At 65.8% G+C, this 12438-nt stretch carries 11 protein-coding genes; 4 read left to right on the plus strand and 7 right to left on the minus strand.

All coding sequences use genetic code 11. The features are described 5' to 3' along the window. Window positions 1-252: cytochrome c biogenesis protein CcdA (locus tag BJF87_RS19855; protein WP_316042975.1), on the plus strand; the 252-nt coding region annotated here is incomplete at its 5' end. 416 nt (window positions 253-668) lie between these two features. Here the strand turns inward: BJF87_RS19855 and BJF87_RS19860 are convergent. From BJF87_RS19860 to BJF87_RS19875, 4 genes are all read right to left on the minus strand, one after another. Then, window positions 669-1280 carry a cadmium resistance transporter gene (locus BJF87_RS19860; protein ID WP_039880881.1) on the minus strand — a complete coding sequence of 204 codons (612 nt, stop codon included), beginning with the start codon at window positions 1278-1280 and terminating at the stop codon, window positions 669-671. A gap of 458 nt (window positions 1281-1738) precedes the next feature. Further along, a complete protein-coding gene (locus BJF87_RS25955) occupies window positions 1739-1960 on the minus strand; it encodes a hypothetical protein (protein WP_139319559.1) in 222 nt (73 codons plus the stop codon). Next, complete coding sequence (locus BJF87_RS19870; RefSeq protein ID WP_042378387.1) at window positions 1961-3946, minus strand: cation-translocating P-type ATPase; 1986 nt, start codon at window positions 3944-3946, stop codon at window positions 1961-1963. Then, a complete protein-coding gene (locus BJF87_RS19875) occupies window positions 3943-4362 on the minus strand; it encodes a helix-turn-helix transcriptional regulator (protein ID WP_005199806.1) in 420 nt (139 codons plus the stop codon). Before BJF87_RS19875 ends, BJF87_RS19870 begins: the two co-directional genes overlap by 4 nt. A gap of 662 nt (window positions 4363-5024) precedes the next feature. Between BJF87_RS19875 and lspA the strand changes: the two genes are divergently transcribed. Further along, window positions 5025-5558, plus strand: a complete 534-nt coding sequence (lspA, locus tag BJF87_RS19880; protein ID WP_005199808.1) for a signal peptidase II — start codon at window positions 5025-5027, stop codon at window positions 5556-5558. A gap of 569 nt (window positions 5559-6127) precedes the next feature. Then, the gene (locus BJF87_RS19885) at window positions 6128-7069 is read left to right on the plus strand and encodes a cation diffusion facilitator family transporter (protein WP_005199809.1); all 942 of its coding nucleotides are present in this window, start codon (window positions 6128-6130) and stop codon (window positions 7067-7069) included. A 98-nt stretch (window positions 7070-7167) separates the two neighbouring features. Here BJF87_RS19885 and BJF87_RS19890 read toward each other — a convergent pair whose 3' ends face one another. Continuing rightward, window positions 7168-7740 carry a vitamin K epoxide reductase family protein gene (locus tag BJF87_RS19890; RefSeq protein WP_075863777.1) on the minus strand — a complete coding sequence of 191 codons (573 nt, stop codon included), beginning with the start codon at window positions 7738-7740 and terminating at the stop codon, window positions 7168-7170. Between the two features lie 65 nt (window positions 7741-7805). Continuing rightward, window positions 7806-8450, minus strand: a complete 645-nt coding sequence (locus BJF87_RS19895; protein ID WP_075863778.1) for a thioredoxin domain-containing protein — start codon at window positions 8448-8450, stop codon at window positions 7806-7808. A gap of 217 nt (window positions 8451-8667) precedes the next feature. Between BJF87_RS19895 and lnt the strand changes: the two genes are divergently transcribed. Continuing rightward, complete coding sequence (gene lnt, locus BJF87_RS19900) at window positions 8668-10170, plus strand: apolipoprotein N-acyltransferase (protein WP_075863779.1); 1503 nt, start codon at window positions 8668-8670, stop codon at window positions 10168-10170. 16 nt (window positions 10171-10186) lie between these two features. Here lnt and BJF87_RS19905 read toward each other — a convergent pair whose 3' ends face one another. Next, window positions 10187-12379, minus strand: a complete 2193-nt coding sequence (locus tag BJF87_RS19905; RefSeq protein ID WP_075863780.1) for a cation-translocating P-type ATPase — start codon at window positions 12377-12379, stop codon at window positions 10187-10189. Between the last annotated feature and the right edge of the window lie 59 nt (window positions 12380-12438).

Consider the following 12438-nt stretch of genomic DNA (forward strand, 5'->3'; position numbering starts at 1 on the left):
ACCGCAGCCAAGGGCGTCGCGCTGATCGTGGCGTACTGCGCCGGCCTTGGCATTCCTTTTGTTGTGCTTGCGTTTTCCTCGGCGTGGGCGTTGCGAAGCCTCGGCTGGTTGCGCACCCACGCCCGCACGATCCAGATCGTCGGCGGCGCTATGATGATCGCGGTGGGCATCGCCTTGATCACCGGCCTGTGGGACCAATTCATCGTGTGGGTCCGCGACGCGTTCATCACCGATACCCAACTACCCATCTGAGGCCTGCGGTGGCGGCTCGACAGCACCGGCGACAGCGGGCCATCTCAGCAGCGGACCCGACTAAGTGCGTCGTCAGCATCGTGCCCCTGCGCGCGCACATTCGACGACCCACTCGGGGGTCGGACGATCCGCCCGCGCGTCGTGTGGTCGTCGTTGTGAAACAAGTGAAGTGACCGGACGCTCAGGTGGCCTTCCGCCTGAGCGGCGGGCGCAGCAGACCGAGCGGTACTCCTACGCCCGCCGAATCCATCGCCGGCATCCCGACCCGCGCATCTCCGCGAAACGCTCTCAGTCGCGGGAAACGCCACGCGGCAGGCTTTCTACACCGACCGCTAGAAGCCTGGCCAGAAGAGGCAGATTGCAGCGGTGGTCGCAGCACGGCTTCGCGCCTGCAATGCAAGTTAAAGCAATGCAAGTTAGAGACTTGAGGCGATATGGTCGAGGGTGCCGGACTCGATGAGGATCAATACGCCGAGTCCGATGAAGACCACGGGCACAAGCCAGTGCTCGACCTTCTCAAGTGCCTCGGCGACCTTCTCATTCGTGCCGATCGCGCGCGCGAGTAGACACCACACAGCGAGCAGGACCAGGAACACCACGACCGTGACCACGGCGTCCGTGGTGGAGAAGGTGCGGAACACTGGCGTATAGATCGCGATGTTGTCCCCGCCGTTGGCGATCGTGATACCCGCAACCCCCAGCAGCCCAACGGCTTTGAGCGCAGACTCGGACTCATCATCGTCATCCTGTCCGCGCAGTGTGCGTACGAGGGCCAAGACGCCGATCGTCAGGGGGATCAGGCCTAGCAGCCCGACCCACTCGTCCGGCACGATCGTCAAGCCTAGGGCGGCTAGCAAGCTCACCGCGATCAACGTAATCAGGCCGAGATATTGCCCGGCGACGATCTGCCACCCGCGCAACTGCGACGTCCCGCGCGCGGCCACTGCGAACAAAACTGTCAGGACCACGATGTCGTCAATGTTGGTCGCGACGAACAACCCGGCCGCCGCCGCGATCGTGCTCAGCACGCCGACACCCGAACCTTCCCTGCCCATCCACGCCTGGGCGCAATATGTCGGCCCTGGCCCGTCGCCGCTAGCAACGTCTGTGCGGTTGCGAGCGCGTCCAGCAGCTCCAGTCGGGTCAACGAGTTGAACACCTGCCGACCTTCAATGCGGCTGGCCACCTGGCCGCGGTCCTTCACATACGCCACGTGCAAGGACACCGTCGGCCGCGGCAGCTCCAGGTCCCGCGACAGCTCCGCAAACCCGCGGAGCCCCAGCCGCGAGTCGACGCACGATCGCCAACCGCGACGGGATCGAATAGCGACCGGAACAATGCGACCGCCCGGCCCGACGTTCGCCGGGGTCACCCTACGTTCCCTATCCTGATCTAAAATCGTCATATAGCGATAGTTATCAATTTTCATCGATCAATCTCCAATCGGTTGGTTAAGGGCTGCCGCGCCGGTGAGCCAGCCCCGCAATCACCACTGGATTTCTTCACGGTTCTTCAGGTCGCTGAGTTCACCTGCGGCGAACCGTAAGGAGAGCGTGGCAACGGTTGCAGCGCCTTTACTGACATAAAAACCATGATCGGCAGGTTGCCGCGCTTCCCCGTGCTGGGGAAGCGAGGGCAGCGGCCGGTGTGCCGCTGCTGTTTGCACGAAGGAGCAGCAACGCCGGATCTGCGTCGTGTTGGGGGACATCTAGACCGGTTGGTGCGTGGCGTACGCGTGTTGTCCTGCTGGGGTGGTGGCGGGATGTGTGTTGCGTCCGGCGCGGACGCCGTTGGCGATGACGACGATTTCGGCGAGTTCGTGAACGGCGACGACGGCGGCGAGGCCGAGGATGCCGAACAGGGCCAGGGGGATGAGGATCGCGATCAGGCCGAGAGACAGGCCGACGTTCTGGAGCATGATCTTTCGGGCGCGTCGTGCGTGATCGAGGGCTTGTGGCAGAGTGCGGAGGTCTTCGCCCATGAGGGCTACGTCGGCGGTTTCGATCGCCACGTCCGATCCCATAGCGCCCATTGCGATGCCGAGGTCGGCAGTGGCCAGGGCGGGGGCGTCGTTGACGCCGTCGCCGACCATCGCGGTGAACGAACCCGTGCGGAGCTCGCTGATGATGCGGGCTTTGTCCTCCGGGCGGAGATCGGCGTGGACGTCGTCGATGCCTGCGATCTTCGCCAGTGCGGTGGCGGTAGCGGTGTTGTCGCCGGTGAGCATCGCGACCGTTGCGCCGCTGCGGTGCAGATGGTCGATGACCTCGTGGGCTTCGGGGCGCAGCTCATCGCGGACGGCGATCGCGCCGATCACCTGGCCGTTGTCTTCGATGAGGACGGCTGTGGCGCCGCCGGCCTGCATGGCTGCGACCCGCTCGTTGAGCGCACCGGGGGCGATCCAGCCGGGCCGGCCCAGTCGGGCGGGGCGGTCGTCGACGAGGCCGGTCAGGCCGGCGCCGGGAATGGCCTGCACATCGGTTGCGGTTGTGGTGTTGTCGCCGGCCGCGGTGAGGATCGCCCACGCGAGGGGATGCTCGCTGTGTGCTTCGAGCGCGGCGGCGACTGCAAGCACCCGCTGCGGTGTCGGGGTTGGCTGGCCGGTGAGGTTGTGCCCGGTGTCGACGGCGGGGTTGATGGCGATGTCGACGACGGTGGGCCGGTTTGCGGTTAGGGTGCCGGTCTTGTCAAGGGCGATGGTGCGGACCCGGCCGAGGGCTTCGAGGGCGGCGCCGCCTTTGACGAGGACGCCGATCTTGCTGGCTGCGCCGATCGCGGCGACCACGGTGACTGGGACCGAGATCGCCAGAGCGCACGGAGAGGCGGCGACGAGCACGACCAGTGCCCGTTCGATCCACGTCTGCGGGTCACCAAGCAGGGAACCGAGGATCGCGATAGCGGCGGCGAAGATCATGATCGCCGGCACCAGGGGTTGGGCGATGCGGTCGGCGAGTCGTTGTGCGTCGCCCTTACGAGACTGTTCGGCCTCGACGATTTGCACGATCTTGGCCAAAGAGTTGTTCTCTGCGGTGGTGGTGACCTTAACGGTCAGGGCACCGGTGCCATTGATCGACCCCGCGTAGACCTCGGTGCCGAGCCCAGCTTCGACCGGCACGGATTCACCGGTGATCGCTGAAACATCTAGCGCGGTACGTCCTTCTGCAATGATGCCGTCGGTCGCGATCCGCTCTCCCGGTTTGACCAGCATCAGATCCCCGATGGCCAGCTCCGAGGGGGAGATGGTGGCCGGGACGCCGTGGCGCAAGACGGTCGCCGTGTCCGGGACCAGGTTCAGCAACGCGCGAAGGCCGCGGCGGGTGCGGGAGACGGCGTACTCCTCAAGGCCTTCGCTGATGGAGAACAGCACGGCGAGCATCGCGGCTTCGCCGACCTCGCCGAGGATAACCGCGCCGACCGCGGCGATCGTCATCAGCGTCCCGACGCCGATCTTGCCCTGCACCAGGCGCCGCAGTGTCGACGGGACGAACGTCCACGCTCCGATCAGCAGCGCGACCCACTCCAGCGCCGCCGTGACCGGGTCGGGGCCGCCGAACCAGCCGACGATGAAGGCCGCGAGCAGGACCGCCGCGGCGGCCACGGCGGCCTGCAGTTCCCGCACCTGCCACCAGTGCTCCGGGGCCTCCTCGTCCTCGCCGGTGGCCTCGTCGTGCCCACACCCACACGCGTCGCTCATCGCCGCGCCTCCACCTGCACGTCGCCGCCGCAGACGGGCAGGTTGTTCCCGGCGCCACAGACGGTGACGTCGGTGCCGTAGGTCGGACACAACGCGACCGCGTTTCCGGTCGCGGCCAGGAGTGTTTCCGCGGCCGCGAGCAGGTCCATCAACTCAGGCCGGGCCAAGCTGTAGAACACCTGCCGGCCCTCGGGGCGGCCGATGACTAGGCCGCAGTCGCGCAGGCATGCCACATGCGCGGACACAGTCGACTGCGCCAGTCCCATCTCGGCCATCAGGTCCGCGACTCGGGACTCACCACCGTGGGCGAGGCGTGTCGCGATCGTCAGCCGGGTGCCGTCGGAGAGGCTACGGAACAACGCCACCGCGGGATCGAGATCCGCGCCGGTTGCCACCGAACATTCATTAATCGTCATATGGCGATGATAGCGCCATTCTCTGGTCTAAACGAATCGTCGTGAGTTTTCCTGGTCACGCGAGCCTCACACGACTGCCACCGGCAGGTGGGTGTGCGCGCTGCAGAGCGTCCGTCTTCGTGGCCGGGTGCTCGAGATCGGTTGGGGCTGGTGCGCGATGGCGGGTCAGATCCTTGTCACCGCCCCGGCGGACGTGGTCGAGTGGGAATGTGCACTCGCCGAGGCCGTCCGGGTGCTCGCGCCCGGTGGGGGGAGATCCTGGTCGGGTACGACCTGCTAGGCAGCACGCCAGCGGCTGCTGCACCGTCTCGAAGGGGCACCGCACCGATTCATCGCTCGCCGCGAACCGCGCTCACACCTGGCGTCGCTGCCTTTGACCGACATCACGGTCCGGGAGAACCCGATACTCGCCCCGATTCCACGCCAACCGTGCCAATGATCGATGACCACACACCATCATGGTGCCCAGGTCTGACGAGCTCGCCGGGCTCAAGCGCCTCGGCCACCCACGAGCTGCAAGCGCGACCGTTCCGCATAGGTAACATCGCCGCATGGCAATGAAACCGAAGACTGAGCTGAGGCCCTCCGGGGGTAGCGTCGGACCTTGCTGCAGCGATCGCGCCCACGTTGAGCTGTGCCCAGGCCCTAGCTGAGCCCGTTACATGAGCGCCGACAACCAACCCGCATACGCCCAAAAGGCGGCAACCACCGAGTCAACTCACCGTCGTCGGTGGCTACTAGTCGTCGGCGCTGCCATCCTGGCCGCGGTTGCAATCATCCTCGATCACACCGCACGCAGCAGACTTACCGACGGTCGTGTTGTCGACCTCGGACCACTCCAACTGGACCTGGCCTACAACACCGGTGTCGCATTCAGTCTGGGCAACCAGCTACCCGCCACGGTGATACTCGCACTCACCGGTGCGATCACCCTTGGACTCGGTGTCTACGCATGGCGCACCGCACCCCAACAACGAACCGCACAGACCATCAGCTTCGCCGCCATCGTCGCCGGGGCTACCGCCAACGTCATCGACCGCCTCCTTGATGGCAAAGTCACCGACTACTTCCACACCGGCTGGTGGCCCACCTTCAACCTCGCCGACACCTACATCACCTGCGGTGCCGTCGTCCTCATCCTAACCGTCCTCTTCGAACCCGCCGCCGACCATCGCCCCATCGACACCACCAGCTGACACGCCACCGTCCCGATGCAACTATTGATGATCCCTGTGCGCCACAGACATTCATTGACAACAACGCGAGTTGGGTGTGGGCAGGGTCCTTGCGGACTGTCCAACGCGGAACCGCTCGCGGCAGGCGGTACGAATGCGACCATAGGACCGCCCCTGGGGCGCCTAACAGCTAACGCGTCACGCTAGGACTCGCCTCTTATGTGCTCGCAGCCTGTTTGAGCGCGTTCGTGCCCTGTTGGGCGGCGGCTTCGACCGCACGAACGGCCCGCTCGGCGTTTATGTGACCAATTCATCGTGTAGGTCCGCGACGCGTTCATCACCGATACTCAACTACCCATCTGAGTCCAGTGGTGGCGGTTCGACGTCACAGCGTCCCCCTGGTTTCCGATCACTGCACCCTACGAGACCGAACAAACACCGGCACCACGCCGCCGACGTCGGGCCATCTCAGCACATCGCGAGTCAATCGTGACGTGATCCGCCGGCCCGCTGTCATATAGTCATATGCGCATGTATTGATATATGTGGCCAACGTAGCTATCTGGTGTGGATGAGTGGGAGTACGAAGCATGGGAGCCGGCCACAACCACGGACCAACCGCCCCCGCGTCCAGCGACTCGTCGCTGCGTGTCCGACTGGCGCTAGCGTTTGCTCTGACGGGGATCATTGTCGTGGCCCAGCTGGTCGGGTCGGTGATTACGGGGAGCCTGGCGCTGCTGACCGACACCGCGCACGCCGCGACAGATGCGATCGGGTTGGCCGTCGCGCTCGTCGCAGCAACCGTGATGCACCGCCCGGTCAGCAAAACCCGCACCTGGGGACTGCGGCGCATCGAGGTCATCGCCGCACTGGGGCAGGCCTCGCTGCTGCTCGCTGTGGGCCTCTACGCCGCTGTCGAAGGCGTACGACGACTGTTCTCGCCACCCGAGGTGCCCTCGACCGAACTCCTGCTCTTCGGAATCATCGGACTCGTGGCGAACATCGTCGCCATGCTCGTGCTCGCCTCGGGACGCGGCGCCAACTTCAACATGCGAGCGGCGTTTCTGGAGGTCCTCAACGACGCTCTGGGGTCGCTGGGTGTGATCGTCGCCGCAATCGTCATCGCTACCACCGGTTTCCAACAAGCCGACGCGCTAGCCGGGCTGTTCATCGCCGCGCTCATCGCACCCCGCGCCCTCAAACTCATGGCCGAGACGACACGGGTGCTGATGGAATTCACCCCGAGAGGGATCGATCTCGACGACGTCAGGGCCCACATCCTCGAGATGGACCGTGTGCACGACGTGCACGACCTTCACGCATCGACGGTGGCCACGGGCCTACCGATCATCAGCGCTCACATTGTGGTCGATGACGACTGCTTCCAGGACGGCCACGCCCCCACCATCTTGGATGACATCCGGACCTGCGTGGCGACCCACTTCGCCATCTCCTTCGAGCATTCCACCTTCCAGCTCGAGACCAGCGCCCAGCGCCACCACGAAGAAGCGTTAGCGACCCATCACCCGTGAGGGATCACATCGGCGTCACACCACACCTGCGGCCTGCGCGAGTGCAGATCCCTGCCACACAAGTCTGCCCGGCGTGGCCGGGCGCCGCCGCGGAAATGTCACATCAGCGTCGACCAGTACCACCAAAAACGTTGAGCGATCAGGGCGATCACTGCCAGCACCCACACCAGCGGTACCACGGTGTGCACCGTGAGGACCGCATCGAGGGCTCGGCGCGCTGCCCCGGGTGGGCAGAAACGGTCGGCATTGCGCAGGCTCACATACCAAAAGGAAACTACGACAACCACCCACACGGCCATGCAGTACGGACAGAGCGCGTTGATTCGGTACAGGCTCTGGAAGATCAGCCAATGGACGAACACCACCGCACCCGTCAACCCACTCTGCAGCCCGATCATGACCCAGGTGGGCGGCCGGCTCCCCATCAGGACCGCGACAGCAATCAGCGCGGAGAAGCCGGCAATTCCGATCAGTGAGTTGGGAAACCCGAAGACGACCGCCTGGGGGGTGTCCATCACCGATCCGCAATTGACGATCGGGTTGATACTGCAGGTCGGTGTGTACGCCGGATCGGTTGCCAGTTCGAACTTTTCAACCGTCAGCGTGAACGCAGCGATGAGCCCGATACCTCCGCAGACCGCAAGGATCCACCCGAGCAGTCGCGGAGACACTGGGAATCGTGTCACTGGCGCCGAGGGTGAGGATGGCGAGGCCTGGCGGGGTGGTGGTGGGACGGTCACTGGCGTACTGCGGATTCGAGCGCCGAGCTCAGATCGCCATAGCTCTCGGGTTTGATCAGTTCATCGTTGATGAAGAAGGTGGGTGTACCGGTGACACCCAGCGCTTTGCCGTCAGCGACATCGCGGTCGATGAGTTCGCGGGTGGCCTGCGAGTTGTAGTCGGCGGCGAATCGATCCATGTCCAGACCGAGCTCCTGGGCATAGGAGAAGAACAGATCATCCAGCGGTACCCGCTGCTCACCCCAGCTGCGTTGGGTGTCGAACATCTTGCGGTACATCGGTTCGAACTGACCTTGCTCGGCCGCGGCAGCCACGGCCCGTGCCGCGCGGTCAGCGTTGAAATGCCCGGGGAGCGGGAAGTAGCGGACCACGAAAGTGACCTGATCGCCGTATGTTTGGCGAAGCTGCTCCACCGCCGGGTATGCCGCCCCGCACCCTTCACATTCGAAGTCCAGGAATTCCACGAATGTTGCCTTGGACTCGGTCGGAGTCGATAGACGTGGGGAATCATCCCGTACCGTCATGCTCGCCTGGGCGGCAGCCTGTTCGCTGTCGCCGGCCCGGGACACCACGAACACCACTGTCAGCGCCAGGCAGAACACGAACACCACGGCGAGTGAGATCTTGACGGTGCGGCTCACCGGGGCACCCTCGACTCGAGTCGAACCTTCAGCGCTTGACCTGCCACGATGTTCACTCCCGTCAAACTACTACTACGTTAGCTAGTAGTTTACAGGCGCGCGGCCCCGGCCGGGCGACCGCGGGCGGATCGGTGCGCTCGACAAACATCGGTGAGGGGTGCGGTGCGCGGTGGCGAGTTCTTCGGGTGCTCAGCGGGCCGGTGCGTCGTTTCCACCGATGCGTCATCCGGTGCTGCGCAGCGCTGCTGCCGTCGGCGCCGGCGGCATGCTGTACGTGAGTTTCCCTCCGCGTCAGCTGTGGTTCCTCGCCCCGTTGGCTATCGCGGTTCTGGTGGTGACGCTGCGGGGGCGGTCGTTGTGGGCGGCATCCGGCTATGGCTATCTGGCTGGGCTCGGGTTTTTCGTGCCTTTGCTGCCGTGGGTCGGCATCTATGTGGGTGCGGTGCCGTGGCTGGTCTTGGCAGCAGTCCAGGCGGTGGCGTTCGGGATCTTCGGGGCGTTGGCAGCGGCACTGGGCAGATGGCGCGGCGCGCCGGTGTGGTTGGCAGGCGCCTGGGTGGCAGTCGAAGCTGTTCGTTCCCGGATACCGTTTGGCGGTTTCCCCTGGGGCCGAATCGCATTCGGTCAACCGGACGGGTTGCTCCTGCCGTTGGCGGCGCTGGCCGGCGCGCCGGGGTTGTCGTTCGTTGTGGTGCTGCTCGGCGCGGCCCTGGCCGCGGCGGCGGGGGCCGTGGTCCGCCGGCAGCCTCAGACGTTGGCCGGGCCTGCGGCCACGGTTGCCGTGATTGGACTGCTGGTGTGGACGATGACGCCCGCGGGGGGAGGCGATGACGCGGGGGAGCGGGCGGTGACGGTGGCAGTGGTGCAGGGCAATGTGCCGCGGCTGGGGTTGGATTTCAATGCTCAGCGACGCGCAGTCCTCGACAATCATGTCCAACGCACCCTCGACCTGGCAGAGGAGATCCGCTCTGGGCGGGTCGTGCGTCCCGATGTGGTGGTGTGGCCGGAGAACTCATCCGACATCGACCCGTTCGGTAACCGCGATGCTGCGGCGCAGATTGATCGTGCCGCGCGGGCGATCGGGGTGCCGATCCTGGTGGGAGCGGTGATCGCCGGGAGCAACGGCACGTCCCGCAACACATTGGTGGTGTGGGATCCGGTTACCGGTCCTGGTCAGGAGCACGACAAACGTCAGCTGGTGCCGTTCGGGGAGTACTTGCCGCTGCGGGAACTGATGACACAGCTGTCGTCCTACGCCAGCCGGGCCGGCAACTTCGTTCCTGGCACAGGCAATGGTGTCGTCGATCTTGCAGGTGAACCGGTGGCGGTAGCGACCTGCTACGAAGTCGCGTTCGACGATCTGGTGACCGAATCGGTGCGCGCCGGCGCGCAACTGATCGCCGTACCGACCAACAACGCGACGTTCGGGCGCACCGAGATGACCTACCAGCAACTCGCGATGTCGCGGGTGCGGGCAGTCGAGCACGGTAGGGCGGTAGTCATCGCAGCAACCAGTGGGGTGAGCGCGGTCATCGAGCCTGATGGGACCGTTGCACAACGCACAGCGCTGTTCACCCCCGATGTCCTCATCGCGCGGGTGCCGCTGAGGACAACGACGACCCTGGCGACGCGGATCGGAGCAGCAGGAGAAGGGATCTGTGCTGCCGCGGTCCTGGCGGCACTGGTTGTACGCACGTGGAGATCACGCCAACGAACCTGACGCGGCCGTGGTGCCCTCAGTGGCGTTCGCGATGAGACGTTGGCGAGCTACTCGGTGTGTCATCGGCGTCATCCGACGGGCTCGAACAGCAGCTGCACCCTGGTTCTGTTGTGGCAGCACAACTCGTGCTGGTCGCCGCGCCGCGGAATCGTGGAGTCGGCAGCAGGGGCGCCTCGGGCACCGGCCGTGGTTGATCGGTGGTGGTGGCTGATACCGGGGCGCAACAGGCGTCGCCTGTGTCGTGGTAGGCCGCCACCGAGATGTTGAGCTTGCCGGGGGTTACCCGGGGCACGGCGCCAGCGCCTGGCAGTGCTTTCGTCCGGGCGGCGCGAATCGCGTTGGCGATCACCAGCACTTCTGCGAGTTCGTGGACGAAGACCACTGTGGCCAGGCCGAGGACGCCCGTGGCGGCCAGCGGAATCAGAACACCGATGATGGCCAGAGAGAATCCTATGTTCTGCACCATGATTCGGCGTGCGCGCCGAGCGTGGGACAGCACTTGCGGGAGATGGCGGAGATCTTCGCCCATCAACGCCACATCGGCGGTTTCGATGGCGACGTCGGTACCCATCGCTCCCATCGCGATTCCGACATCGGCGGTGGCCAACGCTGGGGCGTCGTTGACGCCGTCGCCGACCATGGCGATCGCCTGCCCGCGCGCCAGTGTGGGCAGCAAGTCGGCTTTGTCTTCGGGAAGCAGCTCGGAATGGACGGTGCTGATTCCGGCCGCCGTCGCCAAGGCGTGTGCGGTGCGGTCGTTGTCCCCGGTCAGCATGACCGAGTTGACACCCAGCGCCGTCAGCTGAGCGACCGTTTCAGCGGCCTCGGGGCGGAGCTCATCGCGGACGGCGATGGCGGCGACGACGGTGCCATCGCGTTCGATCAGCACGACGGTGGCACCGTCGCTCTGCAACCGGGTGACATCGCCGGCGAGCGCGCCAGGATCGAGCCACCCGGGTTTGCCCAGGCGCAGGTGCTGTCCGCGTATCTGGCCGGTGAGTCCGTGACCGGCGATCGCGGTGACGTCCTCGGCAGGTGAGCCCAGAGCAGGTGCGGCCGCAAGAATCGCGCTCGCCAGCGGGTGCTCGCTGCGTGCCTCGAGCGCGGCGGCATAGGATAACGCGTCCTCGCGGGTGATCTCGGGGGTGCTCACCACAGCGATGACCTCCGGAGTGCCGCGTGTCAAGGTGCCGGTCTTGTCCAGTGCGACGACGCGAACCCGTCCCAACTCCTCCAGGGCAGCACCGCCTTTGACCAATGCGCCCTGGCGGCTGGCGGCGCCGATCGCGGCGACCACCGTCAGCGGCACCGCGATCGCCAACGCACACGGGGACGCAGCAACGAGGACCACCAGGCCGCGTTCGAGCCACACCAGGGGATCACCAAGCAGCGCACCGATACCTGCCACGAGCGCCGCGAGCACCATGATGGCCGGGACCAGGGGGCGGGCGATACGGTCGGCGAGACGTTGGCCGGCGCCTTTGCGTTCCTGCGCTTGCTCGACGATGTGAACGATGCGGGCCAGGGAACTATCGGCGGCGCGGGCGGTCACGCGGACTTCGATCGCACCGCCACCGTTGATGGCGCCGGCGTAGAGCAAGTCGCCCGGACCTGCCTCCACGGGAACAGATTCGCCGGTGATCGCCGACAGGTCCACGCTGGTAGTGCCCGCGGTGATCGTCCCGTCGGTCGACGCGCGCTCACCGGGACGCACCACCAGCAGATCGCCGATGATCAACTCATCCGGCGACACGGTGATCTCACGTCCCTCACGAATCACCGAAGCAGTGGGCGGAACCAGCGCGAGCAGCGACCGCAGCCCGCGCCGGGTCTTGGTGACCGCGTAATGCTCGAGTCCTTCAGCGACCGAGAACAAGATTCCGAGTAGCGCAGCTTCGGGTATTTGGCCCAGCGCCACAGCCCCGATCGCGGCGATCGTCATCAGCGTTCCGACACCGATGCGCCCGCGGCGCAGCGACCTCAGCGCCGACGGCACGAACGTTGAGGCGGCTACAACTGCCGCCAGCAGTTCCAGGACGACGCCCGCGGTCTCTGATAGAGAGCCTCCGATGATCCAGCCGAGCGCGAGGAACACTGCTGCTGCGGCGGCGAAACGCAACTCGCGCACCTGCCACAACCGGACCGGGCCCTGATCGACCTCAGCCTCGAGGTCGGCGGAATCGGAGGGTCCGCAGCATGCGTCAGCCATGAGCATGTCCCTGCACTGTGGCTGCCGACGGTGTCGTCATGGCTGCGGTGGAGAGTCCT

The organism is Gordonia sp. CNJ-863 (genome assembly GCF_001942325.1).
In the GTDB taxonomy this organism is placed as follows: Bacteria; Actinomycetota; Actinomycetes; order Mycobacteriales; family Mycobacteriaceae; genus Gordonia; species Gordonia alkanivorans.